Origin of the sequence: Chloracidobacterium sp., from assembly GCA_016720705.1 — a bacterium.
Taxonomy (GTDB): Bacteria; Acidobacteriota; Blastocatellia; order Pyrinomonadales; family Pyrinomonadaceae; genus OLB17.
On sequence record JADKKB010000007.1, the window covers coordinates 1,027,031 to 1,043,263 of the forward strand.

At 51.5% G+C, this 16,233-nt stretch carries 17 protein-coding genes; 14 read left to right on the plus strand and 3 right to left on the minus strand.

The window, feature by feature from the left end:
* Positions 1–122 precede the first annotated feature (122 nt).
* The 3 genes from IPQ00_11855 to IPQ00_11865 all read left to right on the plus strand — a co-directional run bounded on the left by IPQ00_11855 (position 123) and on the right by IPQ00_11865 (position 4,498).
* The gene (locus IPQ00_11855) at positions 123–557 is read left to right on the plus strand and encodes a DUF4440 domain-containing protein (GenBank protein ID MBL0241251.1); all 435 of its coding nucleotides are present in this window, start codon (positions 123–125) and stop codon (positions 555–557) included.
* Positions 558–578: 21 nt separating this feature from the next.
* Positions 579–2,576 (plus strand): S9 family peptidase, encoded by a 1,998-nt coding sequence (locus IPQ00_11860; protein ID MBL0241252.1) that lies wholly within the window; start codon positions 579–581, stop codon positions 2,574–2,576.
* Positions 2,577–2,722: 146 nt separating this feature from the next.
* On the plus strand, positions 2,723–4,498 hold the full coding sequence (locus tag IPQ00_11865) for a hypothetical protein (protein ID MBL0241253.1): 1,776 nt from the start codon (positions 2,723–2,725) through the stop codon (positions 4,496–4,498).
* A gap of 3 nt (positions 4,499–4,501) precedes the next feature.
* Here the strand turns inward: IPQ00_11865 and IPQ00_11870 are convergent, their stop codons facing one another.
* Positions 4,502–5,329 (minus strand): zinc metallopeptidase, encoded by an 828-nt coding sequence (locus tag IPQ00_11870; protein MBL0241254.1) that lies wholly within the window; start codon positions 5,327–5,329, stop codon positions 4,502–4,504.
* Positions 5,330–5,575: 246 nt separating this feature from the next.
* On the opposite strand from IPQ00_11870, the gene IPQ00_11875 reads away from it, so the two are divergent.
* Positions 5,576–5,851, plus strand: a complete 276-nt coding sequence (locus tag IPQ00_11875; GenBank protein MBL0241255.1) for an integration host factor subunit beta — start codon at positions 5,576–5,578, stop codon at positions 5,849–5,851.
* A gap of 81 nt (positions 5,852–5,932) precedes the next feature.
* A complete protein-coding gene (locus IPQ00_11880; GenBank protein MBL0241256.1) occupies positions 5,933–6,961 on the plus strand; it encodes a site-2 protease family protein in 1,029 nt (342 codons plus the stop codon).
* Here IPQ00_11880 and IPQ00_11885 read toward each other — a convergent pair.
* Positions 6,954–7,931: a hypothetical protein gene (locus IPQ00_11885; protein MBL0241257.1), complete on the minus strand. Its 978-nt coding sequence runs from the start codon at positions 7,929–7,931 to the stop codon at positions 6,954–6,956. The two genes, IPQ00_11880 and IPQ00_11885, sit on opposite strands and share 8 nt — an antisense overlap.
* A gap of 182 nt (positions 7,932–8,113) precedes the next feature.
* Here IPQ00_11885 and IPQ00_11890 point away from each other — a divergent pair, with 182 nt between their 5' ends.
* Genes IPQ00_11890 through IPQ00_11900 form a run of 3 tightly spaced genes read left to right on the plus strand, consistent with a single transcriptional unit; the run spans position 8,114 to position 9,845 of the window.
* Positions 8,114–8,320 carry a DNA gyrase inhibitor YacG gene (locus IPQ00_11890; protein ID MBL0241258.1) on the plus strand — a complete coding sequence of 69 codons (207 nt, stop codon included), beginning with the start codon at positions 8,114–8,116 and terminating at the stop codon, positions 8,318–8,320.
* Positions 8,317–8,580, plus strand: coding sequence for a hypothetical protein (locus tag IPQ00_11895; protein ID MBL0241259.1), 264 nt, complete (start codon positions 8,317–8,319; stop codon positions 8,578–8,580). Before IPQ00_11890 ends, IPQ00_11895 begins: the two co-directional genes overlap by 4 nt.
* Positions 8,581–8,597: 17 nt before the next feature.
* Positions 8,598–9,845 (plus strand): MFS transporter, encoded by a 1,248-nt coding sequence (locus IPQ00_11900; protein MBL0241260.1) that lies wholly within the window; start codon positions 8,598–8,600, stop codon positions 9,843–9,845.
* A gap of 34 nt (positions 9,846–9,879) precedes the next feature.
* Here the strand turns inward: IPQ00_11900 and IPQ00_11905 are convergent, their stop codons facing one another.
* On the minus strand, positions 9,880–11,274 hold the full coding sequence (locus IPQ00_11905) for a M48 family metalloprotease (GenBank protein ID MBL0241261.1): 1,395 nt from the start codon (positions 11,272–11,274) through the stop codon (positions 9,880–9,882).
* A gap of 225 nt (positions 11,275–11,499) precedes the next feature.
* On the opposite strand from IPQ00_11905, the gene phoU reads away from it, so the two are divergent.
* The 6 genes from phoU (at position 11,500) to IPQ00_11935 (ending at position 16,216) form a co-directional block, all read left to right on the plus strand.
* Positions 11,500–12,270, plus strand: a complete 771-nt coding sequence (phoU, locus tag IPQ00_11910; protein MBL0241262.1) for a phosphate signaling complex protein PhoU — start codon at positions 11,500–11,502, stop codon at positions 12,268–12,270.
* Between the two features lie 81 nt (positions 12,271–12,351).
* Positions 12,352–12,972 (plus strand): DUF47 domain-containing protein, encoded by a 621-nt coding sequence (locus tag IPQ00_11915; GenBank protein MBL0241263.1) that lies wholly within the window; start codon positions 12,352–12,354, stop codon positions 12,970–12,972.
* Between the two features lie 18 nt (positions 12,973–12,990).
* Entirely contained in the window at positions 12,991–14,070 is a 1,080-nt protein-coding gene (locus IPQ00_11920; protein MBL0241264.1) for an inorganic phosphate transporter, read from the plus strand.
* A 93-nt stretch (positions 14,071–14,163) separates the two neighbouring features.
* Positions 14,164–15,276, plus strand: coding sequence for a quinolinate synthase NadA (gene nadA / locus IPQ00_11925; GenBank protein ID MBL0241265.1), 1,113 nt, complete (start codon positions 14,164–14,166; stop codon positions 15,274–15,276).
* Between the two features lie 74 nt (positions 15,277–15,350).
* Complete coding sequence (locus tag IPQ00_11930; protein MBL0241266.1) at positions 15,351–15,818, plus strand: CBS domain-containing protein; 468 nt, start codon at positions 15,351–15,353, stop codon at positions 15,816–15,818.
* A gap of 35 nt (positions 15,819–15,853) precedes the next feature.
* A complete protein-coding gene (locus IPQ00_11935; protein ID MBL0241267.1) occupies positions 15,854–16,216 on the plus strand; it encodes an Hsp20/alpha crystallin family protein in 363 nt (120 codons plus the stop codon).
* Positions 16,217–16,233: the final 17 nt, after the last annotated feature.

A 16,233-nucleotide genomic window follows, 5' to 3' on the forward strand; every position in this document is an offset into this window, starting at 1 on the left:
TGAACGCGGAGGAATATATCTAAGTTTTTGGCCTTATCGTGCTTTTGAACCTGCTCCATCAGCATCTAAAGTTTCTCTCGCAAACCTTGATTCGATAAGCTGTTTGCCCCATTATCAACATTATGAGAACCGCGACCCTATCCTTTCTATTTCTGCTTATCATCTCAGCAACTCTATTCGCTCAGGCAGACAAATCCGCGACCGCGATCCGAAAGGTGATGGATGATCAGGCGGCGGCCTGGAACAAGGGCGACCTCGATGCCTTTATGTCGATCGGATATTGGAGATCTGATAAGCTCACATTCGTGTCGGGCACCAAGATCACGCGGGGTTGGCAACAGACACTTGATAATTACAAAAAGGGTTACGATTCGCGGTCCAAAATGGGCGTTTTGACCTTTTCCGATCTCGAGATCACGATGCTCGGCAAAAATGCGGCAGTCGTTTTGGGCAACTGGTCGCTGGCCCGCGAAAAGGACAATCCTAACGGCAAATTCACACTCACTTTCCGCAAGTTCAAAGAAGGTTGGCGGATCATAATGGACCACACTTCCTAATTCCGTGCAAAGGTGGCAAAAATGAAAATCAGAATATTATCGTTGGCGTTTATCTTATTGTTTGCCGTTGCGGCATATTCCCAGCCGTATTCGATCCAGCAATACCTGAATATCAGATCCGCCGCTGCACCGACGATGTCACCCGATGGACGTGAGATGGCGTATATCACAAATGTAACCGGCACAAGCCAGGTCTGGGCGATGCTCTTGCCATCCGGAAAACCTCGGCAGCTAACCAATTACGATGACAACGTCAGCTTTGTTAAATGGCTCGGCGACGGTAGCGGCATAATCTTTGGCAAGGCGAAGGGCGGCGATGAGAATACTCAGTTTTATTGGATGAAGCCCGACGGCACCGGTGTCAAGGCACTGACCGACTCACCGACCGTCCGGCATAATTTCGGTGAGGTATCCAATGACGGCCGTGTTATTTATTACGCATCGAATAGACGCAACCGCACATTTTTTGACGTTTATTCGATGGATATCCAAACGGGTGTTGAAAATTTATTATTTCAGCACGACGGTAACAATAACATCGCGGCGGTCAACAATGACGGTTCGAAGATTATCGTTTCGCGAGACCGTATCGAATTAAGCCTAGATAACGATCTATATCTAATCAACACGAAGACCGGAAAAGAACAACTTTTGACGCCGCATAAAGGCTCCACACAGTACGGCGGAGTAAGTTTTTTGCCCGACGGCAAATCGCTCGTGCTCGGATCTAACGAAGGCCGCGAATTCTTCACACTTGCCAATCTACGGCTCAAAAATGCCGCCAATTCTGGCGATTGGAGCGATGCGAATCGTGAACTTAGATTTATCGATGGAGTGACGAATGACGTGTCAGGTATCACCATGGCCGATTCGCCGAGCAGTATCGCGTTCGCCACAAACCGCGAAGGTTTTTCGGAACTATGGCTCCAACCGATCGAAACGGACGGAAAACCGCTCATCACATTCTTTACCGGCAAACTGCAAAAGATAATGTTGCCGGGTCAGGGCGTGGTCAGTGGTATGACCATCGATCGCGGAGAGTCGAAACTTGCATTTTCGTTCAGCTCATCAAAAAGCAGTGGCGAAATATGGATCTACGATCTAAAATATAAAACCCTAAAACAGGCGACCAACAGCGATCAGGCAGGAATCGACCCTAAATCGTTTGTCGCTCCGGAACTCATCAAGTACACGTCATTTGACGGGCGTGAGATACCCGCTTGGTATTACCCACCGCAGGGTGTCGAATATCGTCGGAAGAAAAACAATTCGGGTCGCGTATTCGCCTTTTCCAAGGTAATCGGTGTTGTCGGCAGTCAGCGACTCTCCGCTTACAAGGTTCCTGTGATCGTCTCGGTCCACGGCGGCCCCGAAGGACAGGAGCGTCCCGGTTTTAATCCGCTTTATCAGTACTATCTCTCAAGGGGTTACGCCGTGTTGGCGACCAATGTGCGCGGTTCGACCGGTTACGGAAAAACCTATACTCACCTCGACGACGTCGAGAAACGGGAAGATTCTGTCAAGGATCTTGCCTTTGCGGCCGAATGGCTTAAGGCCAAGGGCGGTGCCGACCCGAAACGTATCGCGGTGATGGGCGGCAGTTACGGCGGATATATGACGATGGCCGCGATAACCCTTTACCCCGAACTCTGGGCCGCAGCGGTCAATACCGTCGGCATCGTCAATTGGGAAACATTTTTAACCAACACGTCGGGCTATCGCCGGCGTCAGCGTGAGGTCGAATACGGTCGACTTGACCGCGATATCGAATTTCTAAGACGGGTCTCGCCGATCAAAAAGATCGATCGCATAAAAGCTCCGCTCTTTGTCATCCACGGCAAAAATGATCCGAGAGTGCCCTATACCGAAGCCGAACAGGTCGTCAAAGCACTAAAAGCCCGCGGCGCCGTTGTCGAGTACAAACTATACGACGACGAAGGCCACGGCATCTCCAAACTCAAGAACCGCCTCGACCTGTACCCGATGGTCGCTGACTTTCTCGACAAGCATTTGAAATAGCTTTCAAACTTGGCTGCACCGAAATACCCGATCGTTCCGCCAAGCGGTGCGATCGGGCGATTTTGCGGCGACAAAGGCGGGCTCGAAGGACATTGGCAAACCCGACCGATCATGGATACAATTAAGCTCGATTTTAGACAATTTATATGGAAATATATTTTCAGCTTGTTCGTGACGCGGCGGCGCTAAAAACTGCCTGCGAAGAGCTTCAGAATGCTAAATTCTTAGGCTTTGACGTCGAGACGACCAACCTTGACCCGTACAAAGGCGACCTCAGGCTGGTGCAGTTGAGCGATGGTACTAATACAAAGGTTATCGACCTCAAGCCCTTTGCCGAACGCGGCGACCTTCGCACGTCCGACGAACTTGCTCCGCTGCGGGCACTTTTGGCCTCGACAAGGCAGACCAAGATCGCCCACAACGCGAAATTTGACACGAAATGGGTCCGCCATCATCTGGACGCGGAGGTCGGTGGGGTCTATGACACATATCTCGCTAGTATCCTGATATCGGCCGGTGAGGGTGAACGCCGACACGGCCTGGCCGATGTTGTACAGTACTTTCTCGGGCGAACGCTCGATAAGAGCGAACAGGTCAGCGATTGGGCGGCGGCCGAGTTGAGTCATTCACAGGTCGAATACGCCGCTAAGGACGCGGCTATTATGCCCGAAATTCGTGAAAAGCTTGAGGAACGCATCGTCTCTGACGGACTGACCGACGTGCTGAATCTAGAAAACGAGTGTGTAATGCCGATCGCCCAAATGGAACTGAACGGTTTTTACCTCGATCGGGAACGATGGCGGGAGCAGCTCGACAAGGTTCGTGCTAAACAGAAGCGGACAGGCGACCAATTGCAGGATCTGCTCGCCGCGGGTGTTGCTCAGGCTTCGCTCTTCGGTCGTACGGAGATCAATCTCGACTCACAGGCTCAGGTCACCGATGCCCTTTTGAATCTCGGCGTGCCGGTGCCTAGTACAACGCGGGCGTGGGAATTGCAGCCGCTTGCCGAGAAATATCCCGTCGTAGCCAAATTGCTCGAATATCGCAGTGTCGCCAAGGCGGCACAGAGCTTTGGCGAGAATATACTCGAATTTATCGAACCGAAGACCGGCCGGATACACGCTGATTTTCGCCAGATCGGAGCCCCGACCGGGAGATTTTCGTGCTCGAACCCAAATTTGCAGCAGATACCGCACGAGGCCGAATACCGTCGTTGCTTTCGTGGACCTGAGGGACGCAAACTCGTCATCGCCGACTATTCACAAATCGAACTGCGGATATTAGCTGATTTTTCTGACGACAAGCAGTTTATCGGTGCATTTGAATCAGGGCAAGATTTCCACTCGGCCACGGCGGCACAGGTCTTTGGCATCAAGGCTGAGGAAGTTACGCCGGATCAGCGTTCGTTTGCCAAACGGCTCAATTTCGGCGTGGTTTACGGCATCGGCTCAGCACGTTTTGCGATGATGACCGGTCTCACGCAGTCTGAGGCTGAAAGCACGCTTCGCAAATACTTCGCGACCTATCCGAGGATGGATGAATGGCTTAGGGCACAGGCCAAAAACGTGATGACCGAGCGACAAACGCGGACGAAGAGCGGGCGATTAGCCAAATTCACATTTGATGAAAATGATCGTTCAAGCCTCGGAGCAGCTCAGCGGTACGCCAAGAATATGCCCATCCAAGGCACGTCGGCCGATATCTTAAAGCGGGCTTTGCGACTTTTGCACGACGACCTTCGCGGGACCACTGCCAAGCTTGTAAATATCGTCCACGACGAGATAATCGTCGAATGTGACGCGGCGGAATCGGACGTGATCGTCACAAAACTAGAATCGGCGATGCTCCGTGCGGGGAGCGACTATATCAAAAAGGTTCCGGTCAAGGTTGACGCCCATATTGCGGACGAATGGACAAAATAGCGATCACCGAATGGTCGAGCATTGCCGCAAATCACCCGATTTTATTCCGATCGCGAAGTACTGCGCCCGCTGTGCCGCTGATCCATGTGTAAACGAATCGGGTACGACGTAGCCTTGGGTTCGTTTCTGGATCATATCATCGCCGACGGCCTGTGCTGCTCGGATCGCCTCTTCGATATCGCCGGTTTCGAGCCGGTTTTGCTTAGCGGCATAGTTCGCCCAGATGCCGGCATAGCAATCGGCCTGGAGTTCGAGGGCGACCGAGAGCCGATTATTATTACCGGCCTGTTGCACCTTGTCCATCGTGCCGGTCAGATTTTGAATATGGTGGCCAAACTCGTGAGCAATGACATATGCTTGGGCAAAGTCGCCGGGAGCTTTGAATTCGCGGCGGAGCTCGTCAAAAAAGGCAAAGTCGAGGTACAGCTTATAATCGCCCGGACAATAGAAAGGACCGGTCGCCGCCGACGCGTAGCCGCAAGCTGACGACACTTGTCCGGTGAAAAGAACGAGTTTTGGATCCTGATATCGGACCCTTGCCTGTTGCGGCAATATCTGTTTCCAGGCGTCCTCGAGACTGCCCATAATTGCCCCGACAAACTGGCGGTTATCGTCCTGTCCAACGGGCTTGTTAGCGGCCACGCCGGGGTCAGCAACACCGCCTTGATTCGGCGCATTTTGTAACAGTTGACTAGGGTCGCCGCCGCACAAATAGATCGCGATCGCCAGGACCAAAACCCCTAAACTACCACCGCCGAGGGCGACTGTGCGACCGCCCATACCGCGGCGATCTTCGATATTTGTGCTCTGACGCTGATCTCTCCAACGCATAAGTTTCTACCCTCTCGGTCAAGTTGACCACACTATTGTGTCGCCTAATTTTAGCATTTTACGCAACGCACACGAAATTTGAGGGAATCGGCAAAGACGATGCGGCTCGCGGCTTCTGAATTTGCGTAACATCTGATCGAATGACAGTACATAAATCTTGACAGAAGTAGATTTAGAGGATTATGATGCAACTGCGTTTTAGTTTCGGTTGACTCTCCCCGGGTTTCCAAAATTTAGGAGGAAATAATGATCAAACTAGACATTGTAAATTTGGTTGCCGACCGAACCGGAGTACCGAAGCAGAAGGCTGAGCAGGTCGTCGATTCGCTGTTCGAAGCAATGAAAGAGGCTCTCGCCAATGGCAAGCGCATCGAGCTACGCGGTTTTGGCGTTTTTGTCGTTAAAGACCGCAAACGGGGAGTCGGCCGTAACCCGCGAACGGGTACCGAGGTGCCCATCCCTGAGGGCAAGACGATCCGTTTTAAGCCAGGCAAAGAGCTTTCGGCTAAGGCCGTCAGCTAACGGCCAAACATAGATATTTAGAATTTTAGGGTCGTAGAAAAACCGGGCCGCACGCCCGCTCTCCGCGACCTATATTTGTGAATGACCGAAGAAGATAGTTTTGAATCACCGGCCTTAGTGGAACGCACAGCAATGCGCCCGACAGCCCGAACTTGGGTCAAGCACTTAATTCTGCTGCTGATCACTCTCTGCACCGCAACGATCGCCGGCGTGCTTTATCCTTTTGGAAGCAGTGCAAATTTTATCGCGGGCGACCCGCAGACGGCGGGCGAGGCGTGGACGTTTTTTCAGACGTTACCGGTCGCATACGCGGTAATGATCTACAAGACGGTCACCGACCTTTTCGTCGTTGACGGCCTGCTGTTTGAGGGATTGAGCTTTTCAGTATCGCTTTTGTTCATCCTAATCTCGCACGAGATGGGTCACTATATCGCGTGTCGGATCTATAAGGTCGATGCGACATTGCCGTACTTTCTTCCGACGCCGCCGATGATCGGCCCGGCCGGCACGTTTGGGGCATTTATCAAGATAATGTCGCCGATGCCGTCAAGAAGGGCCGTGTTTGATATCGGCGTCGCAGGGCCGATAGCCGGATTTATTGCATTAATTCCCGTTGCATTGATCGGTCTCGCGACTATGAAGGTCGCCTCGCCGGCGCAAATAGCGTTTTCGACCGGCGGACTGACGTTCTCGGACCCACTCCTGTTTAGGTTTCTGGCGTTTCTATTTGGTATCGATCTGAAATTTGGAATAGGTAATTCGTTTTATTTTGCGGCCTGGATCGGCTTACTGGTAACGGCGCTCAATCTAATACCGTCAGGCCAACTCGACGGCGGACACGCCATTTATGCCGCCTTGGGCAAAAGGGTCCATTTCTGGACCGGCCGCATCGCTTTCGCTGCAATGGCAACGCTGTCTGTCCTTGGGATGTATCTCTACAGCAGCCCAAGCGGATTTCTATTCGCTATCATACTCGCCGTTATGATGCGGGTAAAACATCCGGAGCCCTTTGATTTAACCCCGCTCGATACAAAACGTAAGGTGATCGCGATCTTGACGCTATTGATCTTTGCCCTGTGCTTTGTGCCGTTTCCGATACAAATCAATTAGCGGCCGGGAGCAGGCCTTTGACCTCCCGGACGAGATCCTCGACGTCTTCCTGGCCGTCAAGAGCGATCATAAAGAAATCGTAACTTGTCTTAAAGCAGACCATTCCATTACCGAAGAACCAAACGCCTTCGAGCAGTGGGTTGCCGCCGATTATCGAGCCAATAGGAAAACCTGTAATATTTTTGGGGTTGAGGACATTCGTGAGCATAACAGCACCGGAGGCGAACGAAAACGCTCCGAGGAGCGGTGCTCCGATCCGGCGGGCAATGTCCCGCTCGAACTTGATACGCTCCGCATCGGCCTCAGACAGATGGCCTTTTGCTATCAACTCTTCACGACGAGAGAGGTAACCGTCAAACTCATCGGCGAGCTTTTTGACCGACCAGGTCGGAATCGACGAATTGAGCAGCCAATGTGAACTGATGCCGGTAAAGACGACCCCGAGTCCTGCCCCGATCGCCATCGAGACGCCGGTCGCGGCCGCACGCACCGGATCGTCCTTAGCCCAATCCGCTGCCTTCTGAAGTGATCGCAGGGCCGAATCGATAGTTCCGCTCAGGCTAGCCCCAAAACCGACAACCTTTGTCACTCGCTTAGCGTTGGTCTCGACCGTATCTCGTGCATCGTCAAAGATATCGCCGGCCTTTCCGGCAACATCTACGACGACCCCACCGGCTTTTTCACTGACTCCGACCGCTACATCGCGCACGGGTTCGCTCACATTCCACGCGGTCTTGGCGGTGTCTGTTGCCGCACTGATGACGTCCTCAGCGACCCTCACGGCCTGCCTGCCGACCTCGGACTTCTCAGCTTCGGTCTTTAGGCGTTCGGTTCCTTTTTGTGCGGTCTCGACGACCACGCGAGCACCATCTTCGATCTTTTCCTTCAGGCCGAGTTGGGCATCGATCTCCTCTAGCTTTTCAGTCGCTCGTTTCTGCCAACGGTCAAATCTTTCTTTGTATTCGCTCATAATTCTATTTTTTCATCCCTGATCGCGGATATTTTGAATACGACAGCCGCTTGTCAATTGTTCGGTCTCTCACTAGATTGATAATACAACGATATTTGCGGTTTGAGGTCAGATTTTTGTCGACGCGGACGTTTTCGACGTTCACCGCGTTTATGCTAATCTTTGGGTCTGGAACAAAGACAATGCCAATAGTTAAGTGTCCGCATTGCGGTAAAGAGGTAGAGTTTACAGGTAACGAATTTCGGCCGTTTTGCTCCGAAAGATGTAAAATGCTCGACTTTGGAGCGTGGGCGGATGGGGAATATTCCTTGCCGACTGAAACGTCCGAGTTAAGCGAAGAGGACATCGATCAGATCGAGGCGGCCAACAACGATAGGAGCCGACGATGATATTTCCTGCCTTATTTTTTGACGTTGCCCCGTCTGCCGGCGGCATCGCGGTCTTTGCCGCTGTTGCATTCTTTTTTGTATTAGCATCCGTCGCGTTCTTTGCCTTTAAGATGCTGAGAAGGTCGGTCAAGATGGCATTTCGAGTGGTAGTAGCCATAATTATTCTTTTGATCGGGGTCGCCGGCAGTCTGACTTTTTGGTGGCTTGGGTCGCGTGCTCCGGCACGCCCCGAACGCCCTGCCCGAATACAGCCCAAATAGCTTCTAATTTCTAATAAATGGCGAGTCCCGATGAAGGCGAAAAGCAACCGCGATGGAAACGGTATTTTCAACTACCGCGAAATGTACTTGCGTTGAGCTTTGTCGCCCTCCTAAACGACACGTCGAGCGAGATCATCTACCCACTGCTTCCCGCCTTTCTTGCCCTGACACTGGGCGCCTCACCTTTTGCGATCGGCCTTATCGAGGGATTTGCGGAATCTTTAGCAAGCATATTAAAGCTATTTTCAGGATACTTGAGTGATCGGTTGAACACTCGTAAATGGCCCGTTTTTGCCGGATACACACTTGCTGCAATAATGCGGCCGCTGCTCGCACTCGTAACGACTTGGCCACAAGTGCTCGTCGTGAGAATGGGCGATCGCGTCGGCAAGGGTATTCGCGGAGCACCGCGGGACGCACTTCTCGCGGCAAGCGTCGAACCGTCCGAACGCGGATTTGCGTTTGGATTCAATCGTGCCGCTGATCATTTTGGTGCGATACTGGGCCCGATCGTCGCATACCTATTGATGTCGTATTTTGCTGCGGACCCGATGAACCCGTCGGCCGTGGAGTTTCAGAGTGTCTTTTGGTTTGCTTCGCTCCCTGTCGTTTTCGGACTATTTGTTGTTTTCTTTTTTGTTCGGGATGATACTGCCACGGTCGTGGCAAACGGATCGCAGGTTAGATTGTCTCTACGCGGATTTGACCCGAATTTTAAGCGATTTCTGTTCATCATAGCGGTATTCACACTTTCAAACTCGACCGATGCGTTTCTTTTACTACGTGCAGAGCAGGCCGGAATTTCGCCGGCAGTGCTTCCACTAGTCTGGATGACGTTGCATTTCAGTAAGGTCGGTTTTTCCCTGATCGGCGGCGAGCTCTCCGATCGCATCGGCCGGAAGAAACTGATCTTTGCGGGTTGGTTGGTATATGCACTCGTTTATTTGGGATTTGCGTTTGCCGATACACCTTGGCACGCTTGGGTCCTGTTTATCGTTTACGGAGTGTATTTTGGCTTTACTGAGGGTGTTGAGAAAGCGATGGTTGCCGATATGGTTGGCGCGGAGAAGCGTGGAACCGCCTTCGGCCTTTATAATCTTGCGTTCGGCATAACTGTGTTTCCGGCGTCACTGATATTTGGGCTGATCTGGAATAATTTCGGAGCGCCAAATGCATTTATTTTCAGCTCATTCATTTCTTTGATCGCAGCATTGATGCTGTTCACGGTCCGCCCGCGGGAGCTTAAAATGGCCGAGTCGGTATAATTACCGCTCGGCCGCTGATCGATCGGAGGCTCAACTATTCGCTCAAGCGAAGTGAACCAAGGATATTGCGAAATGCATTATCATAACGTACGGCTTCGGCCTCAGGCACAACGGTCACCAGATAGAACAGCTCTCCGCTACTGAGTTGCGTCGTGTAAACCGTTACGACCTCATTCCGATTCGTTACCGGCGACCGACCGGCGAGCACGGTCGAGTATCCCTGGCGGCCCGCCACATAGGCTCGTTGAAAATTATTACGCTGACGCAAATATGCATTGGCCTGGAGTATGCCGTTGACATACTCCTGAGTGCCGTTATTCAAGTTCGCATTCTGGCTTTTGAATGTACCTAGCATAACTCCGTGCGTTATTCCCTGGTCGCCGAAGGCTCCGTCAGGAGCAAATTGAACCGCGTTTTCTGACGGAAACTCGCGCCAATTCGACGGCACGTTCATCCGAACCCAATTTCCACCCGAATACGACCTGACCCGCGTCGATGGATATGCGATGTTGGCCGAGTATTTTCCACTTGCGGTCGGATTGCTCGTTGTCTGCGAGCGTTTCTGGATCTCGGCCATCGTCATCGCCTTTGGCATTGCCCTGAGTCGTGCCTGCACCCTTTCAAAGTCACGAGTCAGCTTGGTCGGATTTGACGAAACATCTAGGAATGTTGCCTCTTTATTGATCTTTTCGAAGCGATTGCCCGGATCGGGATGACTGCTAAGCCATTCGGGGCCACCTCCGCCGCCCTGTGCTGAAATGGTCTTAAACATATTTGCCAGATCGCGAGGGTCGTAGCCGGCATCCGCCATAATTCGAGCACCGAGCACGTCCGCCTGTGTCTCATATTCGCGACTGTATTTGGTCATCCACGCGGCAGCGCCCATCGCACCGAGTTGAGCCCCGGCTTCGCCTGCGAGAATAGCTCCACCCAGGATCATTCCGATTATTCCAAGTTGATTTCCGAAACTTCCCTGTTTAGTCTGTTGGGCAGTGGCGTGACGAAGGGCGACGTGGGATATTTCGTGTGCCATAACGCCGGCCATTTCACCCTCGTTACGTGCGGATTCGATCATTCCGCGATTGACGTACATCGGTCCGCCGGGCAGGGCAAAGGCATTGATGTCGCTTGCGTTAACAAGCTTAAAACGATACTCAAATGCTGTCTGTCTAAATTGAGTCGGAATCGCCGAAACGAGGCGTGCTCCTACACGCTCGATGTACCGAGTCGCGTCACCATCATTGAGGATCGGAAACTGCTTTTCGACCTCTGTCGATGCCTGTGCCCCGATCTTCACATCGTCCTGCACTTTGTATTTATTTTTGGGCATCTTGATCTGTGTCTGCGATATCGCGGCGATCGGGACGATTAGGATCGCAAACATCAGGGATGTGACGGCCAACTTTCGCTGTATCAGATTACTCTTCATTTTATACTCCATCGGTACTTAGACCATTTAACTCTTGAAACTGTATTGACGGAAATCACTAACCGTCGATCGTTCGGTTTCGATGAAACCCGCAGGGGTTCGCGTTTGCCGCCGAATGGTAACGAGCATTTTTAGGTTAATGTTAACTATATGTTACAGAACGAATGGGCAGTCCGTGAAATCGGAATATGTTAAGTATACTGTAAAGCTTTGGACGGTAGTGTTGTGCGAATAGATCTTGCGAATAGTCGGTTGGCAAAATCGCGTGACCATAACTATTACGGCAACTTAGCAGGAACATTATTCGCCTCGATCATAGTTAGTCCTTTATCGATGACAATTTTTGAGATCAAAACACAGCTTGATACGCTCCGCGATAAGGTGTTACTGCTTGGCGGTAAGACCGAGGATGCGGTGCATCGGGCAATGCGATCACTTAAGGAGCGAGATTCTGATCTCGCCCGTAGCGTTTGCGAAGATGACAAATTGATCGACCTGATGGAACTCGAGATCGATCAATTGGCGGTTGAAATACTTGCAACACGGCAAATGGCGGAGCACGACCTTAGGTTTGTAGTGTCGGTAGCCAAGATAACGCCGATCCTTGAGCGAATAGCTGATCACGCATCAAGCATCGCTGAGGCCGCGATCGTTCTCAATAACGAGCCGCAGATCGACAGCTATATAGATTTTTCATTGATGGCTGATATCGCCGGTGGTATGCTGAGCGAATCTCTCAATGCCTTTACATCAGAGGATGCCGGTGCATCGCGTGAGATCATCGGCCGTGACCGTGAATTGGACCGTTGTTACCGCCGCGTTTTTGACGGATTGATCCAGACAATGGTCAAGAGCCCGATGGCGGCCAACGGGGCCGCTCGCCTTTTGTTTGTTGCCAAGAATATCGAACGCATTGGCGACTACGTTAAAGATATATGCGAACTTAACGTATATCTGATCGAGGCCGTGTTCATTAAGCACAGTGCTCGAATGTAATGTCCCACTTCGTGGACATCGCTTGCTCTTTGGAATATATTTAGTTTCTCAATTAAGAATTTAGTATCGGAGACGTCGAAAATGGCATTTAGCTTTTTACCGAAGGAAGATCAGTATTTTGCTCTGTTTCTGCAAATGACCGCAAAAATTCAGGAAGCGGCCGCAATATTGATCGAATTGATGAAGGGGCCGGACGGAAATTACGCCGCCCTTTCTAAAAAGATCAAGAATGTTGAGCACGAATGCGATGAGATCACCCATCTCATCACCATAAAACTCAACAAGTCATTTATCACACCTTTTGACCGCGAGGACATATATACACTGTCTGTCGCACTTGACGATGTCTGCGATTACATAGATGCGGCAGCTCGTGCGGTCGTGATGTATGACATCCACAATACGGACGAATTTGCCGTACAGCTTGCGGAGTTAATTCAGAAGTTGGCTCTTGAGATCGATAAGGCCGCAGCGTTGCTAAAGGACGCAAAGGGACTCGAAAAGCACTTGCTTGAGATCCAGCGGCTCGAAAACGACGCTGACGAAGTCTATTTCAACGCGATGGCAGCATTATTCAAGAACAATACGGATGCCGTTCACATCATCAAGTGGAAGGATCTTTACGAGATCCTGGAAAACGCCACCGATCGATGCGAGAGCGTCGGGAACATCATCGAAAGCATCATCCTCAAACATAATTAAAGAACTGCGATTCAAGTTATGGAAAGCACAACGGTCCTGGTTGTATTCATTATTGCGGTTGCCTTGATCTTCGATTACACGAATGGCATGCACGATGCCGCGAACTCGATCGCGACCGTTGTCTCGACGCGTGTACTCAGCCCGGGTGTCGCGGTTATTTGGGCAGCATTCTTTAATTTCATAGCGTTTTTGGTCTTCGGTACCGGCGTTGCCAAGATGATCGGCGGCGGCCTCGTTGATCTGAAACCTATCAACTCGGACCAGCATTTACTCGTTTTGCTCGCGGGGTTGCTCGGTGTGATAGCGTGGAATCTGATTACGTGGTGGCTAGGTTTGCCGACGTCGAGCTCTCACGCTCTTATCGGCGGCTACGCGGGTGCCGCCGTAACGGCAGCTTGGGGATTCGGAGTTATTATTCCTGCAGGCTGGTACCTCACGCTTGGATTTATAGTCGGAGCGCCGCTATTAGGAATGGCTCTGGGCTACTTCCTAATGACGGCGGTTTTCTGGCTGTTTCGGAAACTGCCGCTGGCTAGAGTAGATAAGTTTTTTCGCGTGGGACAGTTATTTTCGGCTGCTGCATACTCTCTCGGACACGGTGGTAACGATGCACAGAAAACGATGGGTATTATCACGGCCGTACTCGTCGCCGGGCACTTTCTCGAACCGGCTATCATCCCGTGCAAGAATATTGCCGAGATCGGCCCGTGTACGGGATTACCGGATATTCCGCTTTGGGTCGAGATCTCAGCTCAGGGAGCTATCGCACTCGGCACCTTGACCGGTGGATGGCGCATCGTTAAAACGATGGGCTCGAAGATTGTGAAACTCCAACCCGTGGGCGGATTTTGCGCTGAAACAGCGGGAGCTATAACGCTCGCATTTGCGACTCACTTTGGCATTCCCGTTTCAACGACCCATACAATTACTGGTGCGATCGTAGGCGTCGGTTCGGCAAAGCGGTTTTCAGCGGTTAAATGGGGCGTCGCCGGACGGATCGTCTGGGCGTGGGTATTAACTATACCTGCAGCTGCCGTAATCGCCGGTATTTCGTACGGCATTATCCACTTGATCGACAAACTTTTGTTCGCTCGATAGTATTTGGTCCTGCCGCCACACGGCCAAATCGGGCATTCACGCCTGCTTGCCTTAATTCCACCGAAGTGACATCATTTTTCTTAGGAGAAACTGATGTCAGCCACACTGGAAATAGCACAAACATTCGAAAATTATCTGGTTATGTCCGACTCCGAGTTGGCAGAACGGATCGAGGCGGCTCGTGGAGAATTAGGCAAGCGAGTCGTGATTCTCGGCCACCACTATCAGCGCAATGACGTCATCCGGCACGCCGATCTGACCGGCGACAGCTATCAATTATCAGTGATGGCCTCGCAGACCGACGCTGAATATATCGTATTTTGCGGCGTACACTTTATGGCCGAATCGGCTGATATCGTCGGCAAGGACAAACAGCACGTGATCTTGCCGGATCTAGGTGCGGGCTGTTCGATGGCGGATATGGCCTCGATCGATCAGGTGGAAGATGCGTGGGAACAGTTGCGGGAGATCGGGGTTTTGAATAGCAAAGTCGCTCCGATCACGTACATGAATTCTACAGCCCAGATCAAGGCATTTTGCGGACGCAACGAAGGCGTCGTATGCACATCGTCAAACGCGATCCCGCTCTTCGATATCTATCTCAAGGAATTCGACAAGATGTTCTTTTTCCCCGATCAGCATCTTGGAAGAAATACTGGTTCGAAATTCGGCATACCGCTCGAACAAATGGTTTTGTGGAATCCACACGAGGAACTAGGCGGTAACACGGAAGAGCAACTCCATCAGGCCAAATTGATTCTCTGGCGCGGACATTGTTCCGTACACGGGCGATTCAAACCGTGGCACGTGGACAAGATTCGCAAGGACCACCCCGGAATGAAAGTGATCGTTCATCCCGAATGCCCAAAGGAGGTTGTCGATATGGCCGATCTCGACGGTTCGACATCGTTTATTATCAAAACGGTCGAAAATTCGCCGACGGGATCGAAATGGGCGATCGGCACCGAGGTAAATCTTGTTACTCGTTTACAAGACCGCTTTCCGGACAAACAGATCCAACTGCTCGCACCCGACCTGTGTATGTGCGCGACGATGTACCGCATCGCCCCACAGAATCTGGCTTGGGCAATGGAGAATCTTGTCGAGGGCAATATTGTCAACGAGATCATTGTAGATGACGAGACAAAACATTTCGCCAACATCGCGTTGCAGCGAATGATCGACTTTACTGAGAAAAACGGGTAGCCCGCACTACGCGACTATTCCCTTGATTTATTGCCGTTAGTCGCCCAAAATAAGGCTATCAGGAGATGCAAAATATGACCGAAACCGATGCTCCCGCAAAATCGCGAAAAAAGTGCCGCGAAATTATGACCAATAGCGTCAGAACCGCGTCGCCCGAGCAAACTATAAGGCAGGTCGCCGAACTGATGCGTGACGGCGATATGGGAGCGGTTCCGATCTTGGATAATGGGAAACTCGTCGGCATCGTCACCGATCGGGATATTGTAGTCCGTTCGATCGCCGAGGGGATCGACGCCACTTCCCTTATTAGCAATGTAATGTCCAAGGACCTTTCAACGGTCGGGCCCGATGATTATGTCTTCGAGGCGATAAGGTTGATGGGTGACAAACAGGTGCGCCGAATCCCGGTTATCGATGAGACGGGCGGACTTGCGGGGATTATCTCGATGGCCGACGTTGCACTTGAGACCGAGGACGAACTCGAGATCGCCGAGGCTCTCGAAGAGATCTCGAGCGGAAGCAGTTTTTGGGGTAAGCGATGATAGCATCCATTTTGGGCGAATAGCAGTCACTATCAATGGCAAGATCTATTAATCGGAATTTTCAATTTCTTGGCACTTCTAAAAACGTCCAGTCCGGACGCCTGTGGTACCCCGCGGCTGATGTATTTCAGACGCCTGACGGTTGGCTGGTCAAGGTCGAACTCGCCGGCGTTTCAGCTGAGGACATAGAACTTGATGTACAAGGCAACGTCCTTTACATCGCCGGTTGTCGCAAAGACAGATCGTGCGGCACGGGCGTTTCGTATCAGCAGATGGAGATCACTTACAGCAATTTTGAGAAAACGCTCAAATTCCCAGCGTCGATCGAGGGAGCTGTCGTTGAACATAATTTTGAAAACGGTCTATTGATAATTCACCTGCGCAAGGCATCTAAGTAATTGGTTTGATCGAGGAG